This window comes from Peptoniphilus indolicus (genome assembly GCF_900454665.1).
GTDB classification, from domain to species: Bacteria; Bacillota; Clostridia; order Tissierellales; family Peptoniphilaceae; genus Peptoniphilus; species Peptoniphilus indolicus.
Genome location: NZ_UGTH01000001.1, coordinates 1,356,636 through 1,372,316 on the forward strand (window position 1 = coordinate 1,356,636; position 15,681 = coordinate 1,372,316).

The 15,681-nt window shown below is 29.7% G+C and carries 18 protein-coding genes; 1 reads left to right on the forward strand and 17 read right to left on the reverse strand.

Annotation, left to right across the window (positions count from 1 at the left end; all coding sequences use genetic code 11):
* Nucleotides 1-16 precede the first annotated feature (16 nt).
* Complete coding sequence (locus DYE58_RS06515) at nt 17-895, forward strand: DUF975 family protein (protein WP_050794607.1); 879 nt, start codon at nt 17-19, stop codon at nt 893-895.
* Nucleotides 896-959: 64 nt separating this feature from the next.
* On the opposite strand, the gene DYE58_RS06520 is transcribed toward DYE58_RS06515, so the two are convergent.
* From DYE58_RS06520 to DYE58_RS06600, 17 genes are all read right to left on the reverse strand, one after another.
* Nucleotides 960-2,003 carry a DUF4179 domain-containing protein gene (locus DYE58_RS06520; protein ID WP_040552147.1) on the reverse strand — a complete coding sequence of 348 codons (1,044 nt, stop codon included), beginning with the start codon at nt 2,001-2,003 and terminating at the stop codon, nt 960-962.
* Between the two features lie 17 nt (nt 2,004-2,020).
* Nucleotides 2,021-2,488, reverse strand: a complete 468-nt coding sequence (locus DYE58_RS06525) for a sigma-70 family RNA polymerase sigma factor (RefSeq protein WP_004819711.1) — start codon at nt 2,486-2,488, stop codon at nt 2,021-2,023.
* Nucleotides 2,489-2,600: 112 nt separating this feature from the next.
* Nucleotides 2,601-4,004, reverse strand: coding sequence for an aldehyde dehydrogenase family protein (locus DYE58_RS06530; RefSeq protein ID WP_004819707.1), 1,404 nt, complete (start codon nt 4,002-4,004; stop codon nt 2,601-2,603).
* 12 nt (nt 4,005-4,016) lie between these two features.
* Nucleotides 4,017-4,823, reverse strand: a complete 807-nt coding sequence (gene eutJ, locus DYE58_RS06535) for an ethanolamine utilization protein EutJ (protein ID WP_004819706.1) — start codon at nt 4,821-4,823, stop codon at nt 4,017-4,019.
* Nucleotides 4,824-4,827: 4 nt separating this feature from the next.
* On the reverse strand, nt 4,828-5,475 hold the full coding sequence (pduL, locus tag DYE58_RS06540) for a phosphate propanoyltransferase (protein ID WP_004819703.1): 648 nt from the start codon (nt 5,473-5,475) through the stop codon (nt 4,828-4,830).
* Between the two features lie 12 nt (nt 5,476-5,487).
* On the reverse strand, nt 5,488-6,354 hold the full coding sequence (locus DYE58_RS06545; RefSeq protein ID WP_004819702.1) for a DUF7973 family transport facilitator: 867 nt from the start codon (nt 6,352-6,354) through the stop codon (nt 5,488-5,490).
* 10 nt (nt 6,355-6,364) lie between these two features.
* A complete protein-coding gene (gene metK / locus DYE58_RS06550; protein ID WP_004819701.1) occupies nt 6,365-7,501 on the reverse strand; it encodes a methionine adenosyltransferase in 1,137 nt (378 codons plus the stop codon).
* Between the two features lies 1 nt (nt 7,502).
* Complete coding sequence (locus tag DYE58_RS06555) at nt 7,503-8,495, reverse strand: helix-turn-helix transcriptional regulator (RefSeq protein WP_004819700.1); 993 nt, start codon at nt 8,493-8,495, stop codon at nt 7,503-7,505.
* Nucleotides 8,492-9,790: a PocR ligand-binding domain-containing protein gene (locus tag DYE58_RS06560; RefSeq protein WP_115312119.1), complete on the reverse strand. Its 1,299-nt coding sequence runs from the start codon at nt 9,788-9,790 to the stop codon at nt 8,492-8,494. The genes DYE58_RS06555 and DYE58_RS06560 overlap by 4 nt, the downstream gene beginning before the upstream one ends.
* 54 nt (nt 9,791-9,844) lie before the next feature.
* Nucleotides 9,845-10,948 carry an iron-containing alcohol dehydrogenase gene (locus DYE58_RS06565; RefSeq protein ID WP_115312120.1) on the reverse strand — a complete coding sequence of 368 codons (1,104 nt, stop codon included), beginning with the start codon at nt 10,946-10,948 and terminating at the stop codon, nt 9,845-9,847.
* 5 nt (nt 10,949-10,953) lie between these two features.
* Nucleotides 10,954-12,273 carry an aldehyde dehydrogenase gene (locus tag DYE58_RS06570; RefSeq protein WP_004819694.1) on the reverse strand — a complete coding sequence of 440 codons (1,320 nt, stop codon included), beginning with the start codon at nt 12,271-12,273 and terminating at the stop codon, nt 10,954-10,956.
* Nucleotides 12,274-12,284: 11 nt separating this feature from the next.
* Nucleotides 12,285-12,548: a EutN/CcmL family microcompartment protein gene (locus tag DYE58_RS06575; RefSeq protein ID WP_004819687.1), complete on the reverse strand. Its 264-nt coding sequence runs from the start codon at nt 12,546-12,548 to the stop codon at nt 12,285-12,287.
* Nucleotides 12,549-12,585: 37 nt separating this feature from the next.
* Nucleotides 12,586-13,002 (reverse strand): BMC domain-containing protein, encoded by a 417-nt coding sequence (locus tag DYE58_RS06580; RefSeq protein ID WP_004819686.1) that lies wholly within the window; start codon nt 13,000-13,002, stop codon nt 12,586-12,588.
* Complete coding sequence (locus tag DYE58_RS06585; RefSeq protein WP_115312121.1) at nt 12,999-13,526, reverse strand: hypothetical protein; 528 nt, start codon at nt 13,524-13,526, stop codon at nt 12,999-13,001. The genes DYE58_RS06580 and DYE58_RS06585 overlap by 4 nt, the downstream gene beginning before the upstream one ends.
* A gap of 114 nt (nt 13,527-13,640) precedes the next feature.
* Complete coding sequence (gene pduA, locus DYE58_RS06590; RefSeq protein ID WP_004819684.1) at nt 13,641-13,922, reverse strand: propanediol utilization microcompartment protein PduA; 282 nt, start codon at nt 13,920-13,922, stop codon at nt 13,641-13,643.
* A 34-nt stretch (nt 13,923-13,956) separates the two neighbouring features.
* Nucleotides 13,957-14,733 (reverse strand): propanediol utilization microcompartment protein PduB, encoded by a 777-nt coding sequence (gene pduB, locus DYE58_RS06595; protein WP_040552427.1) that lies wholly within the window; start codon nt 14,731-14,733, stop codon nt 13,957-13,959.
* A gap of 11 nt (nt 14,734-14,744) precedes the next feature.
* The gene (locus tag DYE58_RS06600; protein ID WP_004819681.1) at nt 14,745-15,662 is read right to left on the reverse strand and encodes a glycyl-radical enzyme activating protein; all 918 of its coding nucleotides are present in this window, start codon (nt 15,660-15,662) and stop codon (nt 14,745-14,747) included.
* Nucleotides 15,663-15,681 lie beyond the last annotated feature (19 nt).

The following is a 15,681-nucleotide window of genomic DNA, read 5'->3' on the forward strand; positions in this document are numbered from 1 at the left end:
TATAAAGGAGGATAATATGTGGACTAGACCTGAGTTAAAAAACAAATCAAAACAATTTTTAAGAGAATATATCCTAAAAGCTGTAATAGCTTGTCTTATACTTACTCTGGTGGAAGGAATATTTTCAGGAAATGGTGGGTCATCTAATTCAAGTTATGAAGATAATAACACTTCGGTTGAACAAAACCAAATAATTGATGCACCAAAAAATCTTCAAATTGAAAAATTTAAAAATTTCCATGTTGATATGAATGAAAAATATGAGTATTCAATCTACAACAAAAACACATCAGATAATATTTTTATCAATAAATTAACTACAACTCCTAAAAATAGTTTTGATAAATTGGCAAAATTTGCCACAATATCTGTAACTGGTACACTACTTTTGATTTTGTTTGTAGTTGGTATCTTAGGCTCAATATTTATTGTAAAACCTATGCGCATTGGACTTAAAAGATTCTTTTTAAACGGCTATAGATATGATGAAGTCAGAGTCGCAGATATGTTTACAACTTTTACAGATAATCATTGGGTTGGATATGCTCTTAAGATGTTATATGTGGATATAATTATATTTTTGTGGTCATTACTTCTTGTAATTCCTGGAATAGTTAAAGGATATCAATACTACTATGTACCATATATTCTATCTGACCATCCTGAATATTCCGCTAAAGAGGCCATGATGCTCTCTAAAGAAATGACTTCAGGAAAGAAATTTGAAATTTTTATATTAAATCTTTCTTTCATTCCATGGGTTATTGTATCTGTTCTTACATTTGGGCTTGGATTTTTAATTCTAACTCCTTACATGGAGGGAACTTATGCAGCACTATATTTGCATGAAAATGATGAAACAAAAAGTGATTATGAAATAATAGAAGAGCTTTAAAAACCAAAGGTGGTGTTGCAGAATGCGTAAAAATCATTCTATAATACCACCTCTTTAGTCAATTTTATTTTTTCAAATTTACCGGGATTTCAAATTCTATTACATTTGGTATTTTTTCATACACTCTTCTGTCTTTTATTTCATACTTTTCAATTTTTCCCTGTTCATTATAGCCTATTATATCTGATTTTCTCATTGTGCATTTTAAAATATAGTCTTGGTCAGTATCTATCTTTTTAGAAAATTTAGCTTCTGAATTTACAATATCTTTATTTCCCCAAATACCTTTTTGTTCTAATTTAAAGCTATTCCCATTTGTGTCTACTAAATAAATATCATCAACTTGATTTATCATAGCATCTAATTTTAAATCATTCCACCAAGAAATTTTAAAATTAGTTCCCACATCATCAATCTCAATCCTATCTATGTTCAAATAGATTCCATTTTGTTCTTGTTTATTATTTAATACATGCACATCTGACTTTAAATTTTCTAATTCTATATCAAATTTCCAATTTCCTTTTATCTCTTTCTTGGTTTCATAGTTAAATATCCCGTCAATTTTATACTTAACTTTTATCTTGTCAGCTTTTTCAGCAAATTTTTTTGATTTATGCTCTTTAAAATCTATATTCATCTTACTTTCTGATATATAGATCCCATTTCCCATATATTTAACTCCAGAATTACCTGTCATTCCAAGAATATTAAAATTTTTAATTGCTAAATCTGAACTCAAAGCTACATTTTCTCCAATTGGCTCTTTCATTTTTATAATAGTGGTCAAACTAACTTCATTGTTTGAGTAAACAGCATCTACAAGTCTTATGCTAACTCCATTTGAAACTACTTCTTCATCAATGTGCTCACTTGCACTCTGATAGTTTCCATCTCCAAATAACTCAAATATATTGTTATACAGCGGTAAATCTTTTGTATATTTTGGAAACGCCATTCCCAATACAAATATAAAAGCCAAAGTAGCCGCTATATAAGAATATCTGAACTTCTTAGCCTTACTATTCATTTCATCTCTATACAATTTTTCTTTTAATCCATTCAATTCTTCTGGAATTTTTATATTATCTAAATTTTTTAAATCCATATTATCCTCACTCCATATCACTCCATTGAAAATTTAAGCTTCTTTAAAATTCTGTGTACCCTGCTCTTCACCGTTCCCTCTTTTATATTCATTTCCCGAGCTATTTCAAAATTTGAGTATCCTTTAAAATACTTTAAAAATATTAATTCTCTTTGCTCACTTTTCAATTCTCCTATTGCATTTATGAGGTCTATTGTATCTTCATAATTTTCTATTATCTCTTCTCTTGTTATTTCTTCATTTAATTGAACTGTACTTTTATTTTTATTTATATAGTCGATACAAGTGTTGATTAAAATCCTTATAATCCAAGTGTCAAAGTATTTTTTATTTTGAAGTGTATGATAGTTTTTTAGTCCTTTTAAGAGCGTCTCTTGAACGCAATCCATAGAGTCATCTCTATTTCTCAAATAAGTAAATGCAATTTTATAAAGTTTATCTTCTCTATTTTCCATTAAATTTTTAAAATCTTCATTTACGCCCATTTCTCCCTCCTTTTATACTATTAGACTCTATAAAATCAAAATAGTTCCATTTAAATAAATATTTTGCATAAAAAATAGTGTCGATAATTTTATGACACTACTTTTATAATATTTACCTAATACTAAATGAATCTTTAATTGTACATCTTCTTATTCTACAAAAACTTTTTGCCGAAGTTATTCCTTCCCCTGTAGGTCCCGCAATCGTAAATGTAGTACTTCCTTCTCCCCCTACTCCTATTCCTGCGTAAGATGGTGCATTTTTAACAAAAATTGTACACTCTAAAAGTTTTGCCATATTTGATAAATTATCTACATTTTTAGAATGCATAATAGCCGTATGTCTATTACCATGTTCCGCTTCATGTGCATATTTTATTGCTAAGTCTACATTTTCACAAGCTACTATAGGTAATATAGGCATCATCATTTCTTCTTGAACTAAATGATGATTCTTCCCAACTCTCATTATTATTAGTTTAATTTCATCAGGCACATCTACTCCTAATTTATTTAAAATATATTTAGCACTCTTTCCAACAAATTCCGTTTTAGGTTTGCCATTTTCTTGACTAACCAATTCATCTAATTGCTGAATTGTCTCTGCAGATGTCAACTCATATGCTCCATATCTCTTCATATAATGTATTAACAAATCGCAAATATTCATATCCGCAAATACTTCTTTTTCAGCTATACACGGAACATTATTGTCAAAACTTGCTCCCGCAACAATACTTTTTGCAGCATTATCCAAATCTGCTGTTCTATCTACTACAACCGGAGGATTACCGGCTCCTGCTCCTATTGCTTTTTTACCTGATGACAATACTGACTGTACTATTCCAGGTCCTCCTGTAGCTACTAACAATCTTATCTGCGGATGATTCATCATTATGTTAGTATTTTCTATTGATGGCTCTTCTACCATTGTTATTAAATTTTTTGGTGCTCCCCTTTCTTCTAATGCTTCATTTATCATTTTTATTAATAATTTTGAAGTTTCTTTAGCTCTTGGATGTGGAGAAAATACTACTGTATTACCACCAACTATCATAGATATAGAATTATTTATTATTGTTTCAGTTGGATTAGTGGTTGGTGTTATTGAGCCAATAACACCAAACGGACAGTATTCTTCTATCATTAAACCATATTCTCCAGAAATTGCTCTTGTAATCAAATCTTCTTTTCCGGGTGTTTTTTCAGCCGCAACTTTATTTTTTATAATCTTATCTTCATATTTTCCAATCCCAGTTTCTTCTACGGCTTTATATGATATTAACTCCAAGTTTTCTGTTTTTAGTACAACTTCTCTTATAATATTAGCTATCTCATTTCTCTGTTGTAAAGATAGAGAATATAACTTTTTTTGGGCTTCTGCACTGGCTTCTATCGCACTATTCATGTCTTCAAATATTCCAAATCTGCTCTGAGTATATTCTATACTCTTTCCTTCATTTTTTATATCATCTATTACTTTTCTAATTAAATCTTCCACTATTATTTTATCCATATTGCCTCCAAACTAACAGTTCTTTGCTATGCCCAACGGTGTTATCAAATGTGGGTTTTTTGCTCTTTCAGTTTTTATCCCTGTAATAGTATTAAAGATTTCTTCTATTCCGTTAAAATTAGAAGCCCCTCCAACTAAATAAATTTTATTGACGGAAAAATCTTTAATAAAGTTTTTAGTTATATATGCCATTTTTTCTAAAACAGGTTTAATTATAACAAAAACTTCTCTTTCTCTCTTCATATCTATTTTTATTTTTTCTGCTTCATCAAAATCTATATTGTAATATCCAGCTATAGTTAAAGTCATATGTGAGCCTCCCGTCGGTTCATCAGCAGTGAATATAATTTTACTGTCATTTAAAATACTTATTCCTGTAGTTCCCCCACCTAAATCTACTATAGCTCCCTCTTTTATTTCTAAAACTGTAGCAGCAGCTGTAGGCTCATCTAATACAACTGAAACTTTAAATCCTGAACTTTCAACAACATTCTCTATTATTCTTATACTGCTTTTGTGTATTCCTGGCGGTATTGCACAACTTGCAACATCCAGCGTTGTATTTAATTCTTCTTCTAGCTCTAATTTTAATTTTCTAACAACTTGTACAGCTTGTATATAGTCAACAACTATACCATCTTTTACCACTTTTGATTTACAAGATTTAGCTGCTATAAGCTTATTTCTTGAATCTAATACTACTAAAACTATATTAGAAGTCCCTAAATCAACTCCAACTTTTAATTTCCCTTTAAATTTATTTTTTTTATTAATTTCTATTAATTTACACAACTCTTCTACTTCTTCTTTTTCAATCAAAATATCACCCGTTTAAAATCTTGCTTAATATTATGAAATCACCATTCTTAACTCCTATAGCATTTGCTTCATCTGTATCTAAATGCATTTCTATAGAATATTTTTCTGAAACTCTAATTAAGACATTACTTATTGTAGCTTTTCTGCAACCAAAACACTGTACATCTACAAACTCTCCTTCTTTTACATTAAACTTTTTAGCTTGAGATGGTGTCAAATGAATATGTCTTAATGCTACTATAGTTCCTCTTTCTAATTTTACACTTCCTTTTGGCCCAACTATTTCAATTCCCGGAGTGTTTTCTAAACTTCCCGACTCTTTTATTGGCGCTGATACTCCCAATCTAAAAGCATCTGTAAGTGATATTTCAACTTGACTCTCTCTTCTAATAGGTCCTAATATCCTAACATTTTCAAATTGTCCCTTTGGTCCTACTATAGTTACTGCCTCTTCCGCCGCAAATTGTCCCGGCTGTTTTAATTCTTTTTTTACTGTTAATTCATAGTCTTTTCCAAAAAGTATATCTAAATCTTCTCTTGAAATATGAACATGCCTATTGGATACTCCTACCGGTATTTTATAATTTTCAAATTTTTTTAATTCTAACATTACTCTATCGGCTATTTCATCTATTAATTTTTCTTTATTCATAGGTTGTTCCTCTTAAAAAATTAAATTAGCTATCAATAAACTTGTTGCTATAACAATAGCTGGAGGATCTATATATGTATCACAATCAGTATTAAATATTTTTGCCGCTAAAACCCACCCTATAGAATTTAAAGCTGAAAAAATTGTTGCCACAACTATGCTTCCCGACATAATATAAACTGCTGCTGCAGGATATGCTATATGGTGTGTTATAGGTATGCTCCATCCAGCTTGCAAAAATATAAGTGAAAAAGCACTTATTCCGAATATAAGTACAGGATAAATTTTCATATTTTCTTCAGATATTCCTACACCAATCAGCTGTTTTGCACCTATTATTACTAATAATCCTAATACTGCACCAAATAAACCATGGTGTATGATTTCAATCGATGTTGGTTTCCACACTTTTTTCTGACCATTTAAAGGTTTCCCAGTAATTCCTGTATTCCCCAGTACATATCTATTTATTATAAGTACTCCCGTTACAGAAACAGCTGGAAAATCAGTTATCATAACTGTTTGATTACTAATTAAATACCATATTATATATCCTAATATTCCATACAATCCTCCCACCAATAAAATAGTGGGATCGTTTTTCCCAAATAAAGGGGTTAAGATTTCCTGAGATGATTCTAATTTATTTCTTCTGTTTTTTGCAAATGCTGCTGCAGCTGCTCCTGCTGCAAAAGTTATATGTGGTCCAAAAAAAGGTCCAAAAGCTATAATTCCTAAAGTATTATCACTTATCCCTGACAACCCCAATATGCCTGATATTATTGCAAAAAATCCTGTCATTATAAATGCAGGTATTGCTCCTATAGAGGCTCCTACAAATCCGCCACAAAATGCTACTATTATTGATAATATTTCCATACCTTTACTCCTAAATTAATTTTTTTAACAACTCAACTTTATCCAGTCTCTCCCAACTAAAATTTCTACCAAAATGGCCATAACAAGCTGTATCTCTATAAATTGCTCTTTTTAAGTCTAAATGTTCTATAATTGAATTAATGTTAGTATCAAATATTTGTCTTACTCCCAAATATAAATTTTCTAAATCTATATTTTCAGTTCCAAATGTATTTATATTCATGCTCTGAGCTTCTTCTCTACCTATAACATAGGCTAATTGTATTTCACATTCTCTAGCTAAACCTGATGCAACTATATTTTTTGCAATATATCTTGCCATATATGCTGCACATCTATCTGCTTTAGAATAATCTTTGCCTGAAAAGGCTCCTCCACCATGTTTTCCTGCTCCACCATAGGTATCAACTATAATCTTTCTGCCTGTTAACCCTACATCTGCTTTAGGCCCCCCTATAGAAAAATTTCCCGTAGCATTTATATATATTTTTGTTTCATCAGTAATATATTTCTTGTCAATCTCTTTTAATATAACCTCATCAACAATTTTTTTCTTTAGTCTATTTAAATCTATGTAGTCATGATGTTGAGCGGCAATAACTATAGATTTTACAGATTTAATTTTTTTATCTTCGCTATATTCTATATTTACTTGGCTTTTACCATCCGGATACAATCCTTCAACTATATTTTCTTTTCTAACAAAAGCTAGTCTTTTTACAAGATTATGCGCTAATTCAATTCCCATAGGCATATAATTTGAACTTTCATCTACTGCGTAACCATAAACTAATCCTTGATCTCCGGCACAAATTCTTTCCTTATTTACTCCTTGGGATATGTCTTTAGACTGCTCATCTATATTTGTAATAATGGTACACTTATCTACATTGAATCCGGAGTTATCATCTGTATAACCAATTTCTTTTAAAACTTGTTTCGCTATTTCCTCTATATTTACTTTAGATTTTGATGTTACTTCTCCTGCTATTACTAATAAATTATTTGAGATCATCGTTTCAACGGCAACTCTTGAATCCGAATCTTTTTTTAAATACTCATCTAATATAGCATCTGAAATTTGATCACACACTTTATCCGGATGTCCTTCTGTAACAGATTCAGAAGTTAACAAATATTCTGTCATATTATCCCCTCAACTTAAATTTAAATTCCTCTATTGTGCTCCCTTCGTACTTTTTAAACACTTTACTAAAATATCCCCTTTCATTGTATCCTAGTCTAAAAGCCACTTCTGTTGCACTAATATCCTCTTCAATAAAAATTCTTTTAGCTAAATTTATTTTTTTTAAATGAATATATTCTAAAACTGTAAGATTGTATTCAAATTTAAATAACCTGCTCAGGTAACCTTGAGAAATTGCACATATATCAACCACATCTTTTAAAGAAATATTCTTTTCCAAATTTTCTGATATATAAACAAAAACATTTTCCAGTATTGGATACTTATCTACCGATTTAGCATTAAAATAATAATCTAAAATTTCAAAAATCCAAACTAAAGCACCTTCTTTAGAAATGTCCATTAATGAGTCTGCATATAACAGTTCTTTTATGCGCTTTTGACTATATGTATTACTTGATGTAATAATATTTTGTCCTAGCACAAATGTTTTATCTTTCATTTGCATTATTGTTCCCGTATTATATACATCTATTAATTCTTTTTTTATAACTGCATACGAATTTAAAAAATCTCCCTTACATATTAAACTGTTTATTTTATTAATTTTTGCTCCGTATTTTTCTTTATACATTTCAGTAGTTGTATTTATCAACTTTTCTTTTATATCTTTTACACTTATTGGTCTAAGTATAATATTATTTAATCCTATCTTCATTACATCAAATTGCTCTAATTCAAATTTGAAGACTATTATGTACAGTATTGTGTTATTTATTTCTTTAATTATTTTTTTAAAATTAATAATTTCTTCATTTGTTGTCAGCAAATCTGAAAAAACTACATCTATTTTTTTATATTTGCATATCTCTAATGCATCTATGTAATTCTGAGATTCATTAAATACCTTTATCGAACTAAATTCAGAATTGACTATTTTACATATTGTTTTCTTTAATAAATTTTGATTACTAATCAATAATATATTTTTCATAATTTATCCTGTAATTTCTGAATTGGAAATTTTATACACACAGTAGTTCCATTGGATGATTCACTATAATTAGTAGAGTACTGTTTGCCAAACTCAATAATCATTTTTTCATTTAAATATTTTAAATGCTCATCTAATATCGATATGTCTTTTCTTTCACCATTTACAACAACATTTTTGTCATCATTTATGCTCCTATTGTCCTTTATAACGATTTTAATATCCTCTCCATCTTTATTTATATCTAACGAAATATTATAATTCTTATTTCCTAAAGAAAGTCCAATTACACTTAATTTATACATGTATGGAATTAATATTCTATACGGCATTATAAAATTTTGAACTTCTTCATTAACCTCTATTCTATAATTTAGTCTTTCTCCATACTCTATTTTTCTTATTTCAAAATAGCTTTCTATGGCTTTTATGGTTTTATATATAGTTTTAGGAGAATCATCTAAAGCATAATTTAAATATTCATTTAAATAACTTATATATTCTGACAAAATAGTTCTATCTTCTATCAATAAAAGGTTTGATATTGAGTCAATCACTTTTAAAATAAAAAACTTATTTACTGTATTAGTTACAATCTTTAATTTTGAATCTATTTCATTATTTTTTTTAATCATAATTTCCAATTTATTTTCCAATTCTCTTATCTTAGATTTATTTTTATTCTCATGATATCCTGAAATTAACTCTTTTTTTATTATTTCTAAGATTATAAATTCTATTAATTTTACCACTGAAACAAATTCGCTATAACTATATACTCTATCTTCTTCGTATTCTAGATCCCTTATCTCATCCAATACAGATTGTTCTAATAAAAACTCCTCCATTTTATACACGTTATCCGGAGCATCATTGCAACAAACTTGTCCTCCTAAAAAAGCTCCTAAATAATGTCCCTTTATAACTATTGGAATCGCTACTTCTAATCTACCAAAAGGACAAAAATAAATACTTGTCTTATGTGTTACTGCAGCTCTTATAGCTCCTGATGCATCTGATAATTTGCATATCATTTCTGCCATTTTATGTTTTCTAAGTTTTTTACATTTTTTTGAAAAATTAGTCATACTTGTAACAGGTTCACCTTTATAATCAACTATTACTATTGCTAAACCTGTAACATCCGAAATTATCCTCTGTAACTGTTCTAAATAATCCTTTCCAAATATTGAAATAATATCTAAATCTTTGATATTTTCAGTATATTTATCATCTATTTGATTTTGAATATTCATATTACATAATAAATCTTTCGAAACGTTATCTGTATTCATAATATTTCCTCCATAAAACAATACATTTTTCTTTGTGTATTATTTTACAATATTTCAAAAAATTTTTTTCAATATCTTTATAATCGCTTCTTCTGTAATATTGATTGGTGTAGTTTTCATACAATTATCTTTCTTTGCATTAATTGCTATTTTTTTTAATTTGCTAAAATAAACTTCCTTACTTATATTACACTTAGATATATTTTGTGGAATATTCATTAAGCGCTGTATTGCATGTATAAATCCTTTTAATAAAACTATTGTTTTTTCATCTGACATAGAATTATTTGCCAGTCCTATTTTTACAGCATACTTTACATATTTTTTCATAACATCATTATTGCTTGAATTATAATCTATAACTTTTTCCAATAGTAAACTGTTAGCTAATCCATGGGTTACTCCGAATTGCCCTCCTATTTGATGTGCAATCGCATGGTTTAATCCGAGTCCAGCTATCTCAAAAGACATACCCGCAAGCGTAGAAGCATAGTGCATTTGCTCTTTAGAGTATTCTTCGCCTTTATAACTTTTATATAAATGCTTTACTACGATTTCTCCAGCTTTTTCTGATAAAGCATCTGAAAATATATTACTATTTTTGCCTACATAAGCCTCTAAAGCATGTGTAAATACATCCATTCCCGTATTTGCCACTATTGTATTTGGTAAACTTTTAGTAAGTTCTGCATCTATTATTGCAACTTTTGGTAACATTAATTCTGACTTTAACAAATGTTTTAAATGTTTGTCTTCATCTTTTATAACTGCAACACTTGTAACCTCTGATCCGGTACCACTTGTTGTAGGAATTGCTATTAATTCACAATTTCTCATATATCCCTTCTGAGCCACATATGCTACTGCTTTAGCGGCATCTATTGGAGAACCTCCACCAAATGCTATTAATACATCTATTTCATTTAATAGAAGTTGTTTCAAAGCATTTTTTACAGTATTTAATGTTGGGTCAGGGAAAACTTCATCAAAAAGATTAACCTTATTCTCTGACAAATTTTTTAATACGTTATCTATTAACTCACTATGTGCCAAAAATTTATCTGTTATAATTAAAATATTTTTATTTTTATAATCTTTTAAATAGTCTAATGAATTTTTCCCAACAATAATTTTTGTATTGCTATTTATAATATTCATTCATATCACCTTATTGAAAAAGCATCTACCAATGTACATCTTCTCCTTCTTGCAAAATGTCTTGTTGTTATAGCCCCTTCTCCGCTTATATTTGCTATTGTAAAACTAACAGGATTTCCATCAGAAAAACCTATTGCGTCTAGAGAAGACCCATTCTTAACAAAAATTGAAGTCTGCAATTTTCTAGCTGCAATATTTAATCTTTCTATAATATTAGAATAAATCCCTGCTGTATGATGTAATCCCTGCTCAATAAATATTGCTTCATCTAGAGCGCTTTCAAAGTCCTTAGTTTTAACTATCGTTATTAAAGGTACTAATAATTCTTCTGTGACAAATGGATGAATTTTAGGAACATCTACCGCTATTAAAGCATACTCCTTGTCAACTTCTATTCTAGCCATCTTTAAAAGATCACTTGCTGATTTTCCCCCGACAAACTTGTTTGGTTTTAAATCCTCTGTCAACAATATTTTTGCAAGTTTTAACATTTCATCAATTGAATCAACATAATAAACTGAATTTTTTATAAGTTCTGATTTTAAATTTTCATATACATCATCAACAACAACTATATTTTTTTCAGTAACACATAATATATTATTATCAAAAGTTGCACCTTTTACTATATTTCTGGCAGCTTTTTCTATATCTGCTGTTTCATCTACTATAAACGTTGGATTGCCGGGACCCGCAGAAATTACTTTTTTATTACACTTATTGGCATATTTGGCTATGTATGAACCTCCTGTAACCACTACAAGATCTATGTCCGGATGATTCATGATTTCAGATATATTTTGCATCGATATATCTTCAAGCGTAACTACTAAATTATCTAATCCGGTAATTTTTGAAATAATATCGCTGATTATACTTACTAAAAATTTAGTTGTTTCTATTGCTCTTGGATGAGGGCATATTATTACTCCATTGCCTGCAGACAACAATCCTATTACATTATTTATAACTGTTGCACAAGGATTTGTACTTGGTTGTATTGCACACGCTATTCCATATGGAGATAATTCATATAAAGTCATTACTTTATCTCTTGTGATAACTTCGGTGTATAAATCTTCAGTGCCCGGTGTTCTTTCTATTGCTAATTTTATCTTTTGTTTTTTTGAAGCTATATCCCCCATACATATTTCATCTATAGTTTTTTCAGCCAACACATTTACATGTTTTAAAAGTTCTTTTCTTATCTCCCTTACTATTTCTTCTCTATCTGATATTCCAAATTCTCTATATGTTTTGAATGCTAACGATACGGATTCTATAGTTTCTTGAACTGAATTGAAAACCCCTCTAAATTTTTCCATAAAATTAACCTCTAAACTATTAATTCGTCTATTATTCCAATTATCGCTAAATCTATAACAGATGATTTTTTACTCTCTTCAACTCTTACAGAAGAACCTGAACCAACTAATACAATTTCACCTATTCCGGCACCGACATAATCGGCAGCTACGCTTTCTCTTCCTGTATTTTCTCCTTTAGCCGTTAAAGGTTGAATTATCATCAGTTTATATCCTATTAAACTTTCACTTTTTCTTGTAGCAACAACATTGCCAACGATTTTTGCAATAAACATACAATCCCCACTGTCACTTTATTTTTATAAATATGCACTACTGATTTTTTTTATCTTTATCAAACTTAGCTTCTATCTGTTTTTCATTAGTTTTTACCTTATTTTCTTCAACTTTTTTATTTTCTTCTTTTTTATTCTTTTCTTCTTTTTTATTTGTAATTTTACCGTCAATCACTTCCGTATTTTTCAAAAATCTTTTATTTATAACATCAGCCGGTCTTGGTATAACCTTAGATGTAATAAACTTATCATTTTTTATTGCCAAGGCTTTTCCCGAACTTATTGCTGCATTTACAGCTCCTACATCGCCAGTTATTTTGACAGTTACATATCCGCATCCTTTAGTTATTTCAATGTCTTGTATAGTTATATTTGCTGTTTTAGCCATAGCATCTGCTACAACTATCCCATTAGTTAATCCAATAACCTCTATTAATCCAAGAGCTTCTTTCATTCTTGACTCACCACCTCTAAATCAACTATATCTACTCCCATCTTAGAAATCTCATCATAATACGATAGAAGTTTTTTTCTGTAATAAGAATTTTCTCCTTTTTTAAATCTCTCAACACTACATTTCCACAGCAAAATTTTAGTGCCTTTTTGGAGTAATTTAGATACTAACTTACTTTCAAAATCCCCTTCTCTAAGAAGTGCAATGTCTACCAAAGAGTTTCTGTTTATATTTAAAAATAATGTCTTTATCTCAGCCATATCTTCTAAACTTACTTCTTTAAAAAAAATTATTTTATTCCAATTCAAAAATTTAGTTATAATATCTTTATAATTTGCTTCTAAATCCTCAGAAATAACTGCGTTTAATTTTATTTTAAATTCCCTTAAACAATCCAGTGCTAAAAAATACTTATTTTCCCATGGAGCTGAAAAAACTATATTGTATTCTTCAATTTTTTCTTTTTCTTTATAGGCGGAAATAATTTGAAATAGTCTTTCTAAATCTTTTTTATTTATATTCATAATATTAACTTCCTCAACTCACATACTACAGTTAAAGTATTGAATTTAATTAGATTCAATACTTTAACTCATAGCAATATTAACTAAAGAAAATAAATAACATTTAAAAACAATTTATTTGCCAAAGTTTGGAATAATTTTTTCTGTATCTGTATGTGGTCTTGGTATTACATGAACAGATATTACTTCACCTATGGCTCTCGCTGAAGCTGCTCCAGCATCTGTAGCCGCTTTAACTGCACCTACATCTCCTCTCACCATTACTGTTACTAAGCCCGATCCTATCTTTTCATATCCAACTAATGTAACATTAGCAGCTTTTACCATGGCATCTGCCGCTTCTATAGCTCCTACCAAACCTTTAGTTTCTACCATTCCTAATGCATCTGAATTCATAATTTCCTCCTTATTCTAATAACTATTCTAAAATTTATATATATGGTGTTGTTGTAGATTTAGGTTCAACATCTAATGAGCCTAATAATTTCTTACCTACCTCTATGGCTGCCCTTACCGATTGTCTAACGGCGCCTGAATCGCCTGTAAAAGTCAATATTGTTTCATTTGAATATGAAGTCCCCTCTGCCGGTGATGCATATCCTACCACCTCAACATTTGCAGCCTTAACTGCTACATCCGCTAATACTGTACCTATAGCGGCAGGAGCTCCTATTACCATTCCAAAACTTTTTCCTATTGGTGTACCAAAAGCCTTTTCTAAACAATAACTTGCTCTTGCTGTATATTGAAATTCAAGATGTCCAGCTTCATTTGAATATACATCTCCGAAATACTTAGGAAGAACATCCAATGCTATTTCAACTGCACGTCTTGCATCTGAAACATCTTCTGCCCCTATGTATATTAGAACACCATGTCCTGCTCCACCCTTTGTATCCCTTGGTAATTCTACAGAAATGACCTCAGTATTAGTCGCTTTTACAGCATCATCTACTGCCATTATTTGAGGTCCTGCCCCTGTTCTTGAGCCAATTATTCCTATTGATTTATACTTACCTAATTTCATTGTTTCAGTTAATAAAGGATCTACGCTTGCAATAACTAGACCTATAGTATCACCTATGGCTGTTCCAACAAATTCGGTTACTCCTATATCACGATCTCCTGAACATTTTTCTTTGTTATCATTTATGTTCAATTCTTCAGAAACTTGACCCATGATTTTCTCTAACATTTCTCTATCCATTTCTACCTCCATTAGCCTCCTATTTCACACTTATAACCGAACTCTTCAACTATGTTTTTTAATTTATCCACATATTCTTCGTTTAATTTTTTAGTTTTTGAAAGCTGATAGTCTCTTCCTAAAAGATAATATTTGCTCTCTCCAAAATTATGATATGGCAGAATGTGTATCTCATTTACATTTTCTAATGTCTTAACAAATTTTATTATGTCTGTAAATTCTTTAATATCACTGTTCACTCCTGGTATTAAGGGAATTCTAATAACTGTATTTGTCATTTCTTGTATAATTTTTGCATTTTTCTTTATTAATGTATTGTCTACTTTTGTAAATTTTTTATGAATTTCGGAATTATTTGCCTTTATATCCAACAAAACTAAATCTACATACCTCAGAATATCTTTTATAACATTTTCTGAAACATAGCCTTCTGTCTCTATAGTAGTATGCCATCCCCTTGACTTTGCAGCTTTTAATAATTCCTTTGTAAATTCAGGTTGCATTAATGCTTCTCCTCCCGACAGTGTTATTCCTCCATTAGATTTTAAATAATAAGATTCATCTTTTTTCAATTCACTTATTACTTCTTCAACACTCATCAGTTTACCTTTTACAACTAATGCACCTGCCGGACAAACATTCACACACTCTCCACAAACTACACATTTTTTTCTATCTATCCAATTTTCATTTTGGGGTCCTATAGCTTCATTTTTACAAACCTTTACACAATTCCCGCAATTTATGCACAATATTTTTCTATACATTAATTCTTTTTCATACGTTTGTGACTCAGGATTTGAACACCAAACACATCTAAGTGGACACCCTTTTAGGAAGACTATAGTTCTTATACCTGGTCCATCATTTATAGAATATCTCTGTATATCAAAAACCATGCCCTCTTTACTGTAATCTATCGCTTCCATAGTCTCCCCCTAAGAAATA

Bases quoted from the DNA above. Each gene is read 5' to 3' on its own strand.
- DYE58_RS06515 (WP_050794607.1), top strand. From the start codon at position 17: ATGTGGACTAGACCTGAGTTAAAAAACAAATCAAAACAATTTTTAAGA.
- metK (WP_004819701.1), bottom strand. From the start codon at position 7,501: ATGACAGAATATTTGTTAACTTCTGAATCTGTTACAGAAGGACATCCG.
- DYE58_RS06585 (WP_115312121.1), bottom strand. From the start codon at position 13,526: ATGAATATAAATAAAAAAGATTTAGAAAGACTATTTCAAATTATTTCC.
- DYE58_RS06570 (WP_004819694.1), bottom strand. From the start codon at position 12,273: ATGGAAAAATTTAGAGGGGTTTTCAATTCAGTTCAAGAAACTATAGAA.
- DYE58_RS06575 (WP_004819687.1), bottom strand. From the start codon at position 12,548: ATGTTTATTGCAAAAATCGTTGGCAATGTTGTTGCTACAAGAAAAAGT.
- pduL (WP_004819703.1), bottom strand. From the start codon at position 5,475: ATGAATAAAGAAAAATTAATAGATGAAATAGCCGATAGAGTAATGTTA.
- DYE58_RS06520 (WP_040552147.1), bottom strand. From the start codon at position 2,003: ATGGATTTAAAAAATTTAGATAATATAAAAATTCCAGAAGAATTGAAT.
- DYE58_RS06580 (WP_004819686.1), bottom strand. From the start codon at position 13,002: ATGAAAGAAGCTCTTGGATTAATAGAGGTTATTGGATTAACTAATGGG.
- pduB (WP_040552427.1), bottom strand. From the start codon at position 14,733: ATGGATAGAGAAATGTTAGAGAAAATCATGGGTCAAGTTTCTGAAGAA.
- DYE58_RS06525 (WP_004819711.1), bottom strand. From the start codon at position 2,488: ATGGGCGTAAATGAAGATTTTAAAAATTTAATGGAAAATAGAGAAGAT.
- DYE58_RS06565 (WP_115312120.1), bottom strand. From the start codon at position 10,948: ATGAATATTATAAATAGCAATACAAAAATTATTGTTGGGAAAAATTCA.
- DYE58_RS06555 (WP_004819700.1), bottom strand. From the start codon at position 8,495: ATGAAAAATATATTATTGATTAGTAATCAAAATTTATTAAAGAAAACA.
- DYE58_RS06530 (WP_004819707.1), bottom strand. From the start codon at position 4,004: ATGGATAAAATAATAGTGGAAGATTTAATTAGAAAAGTAATAGATGAT.
- pduA (WP_004819684.1), bottom strand. From the start codon at position 13,922: ATGAATTCAGATGCATTAGGAATGGTAGAAACTAAAGGTTTGGTAGGA.
- DYE58_RS06560 (WP_115312119.1), bottom strand. From the start codon at position 9,790: ATGAATACAGATAACGTTTCGAAAGATTTATTATGTAATATGAATATT.
- DYE58_RS06545 (WP_004819702.1), bottom strand. From the start codon at position 6,354: ATGGAAATATTATCAATAATAGTAGCATTTTGTGGCGGATTTGTAGGA.
- DYE58_RS06600 (WP_004819681.1), bottom strand. From the start codon at position 15,662: ATGGAAGCGATAGATTACAGTAAAGAGGGCATGGTTTTTGATATACAG.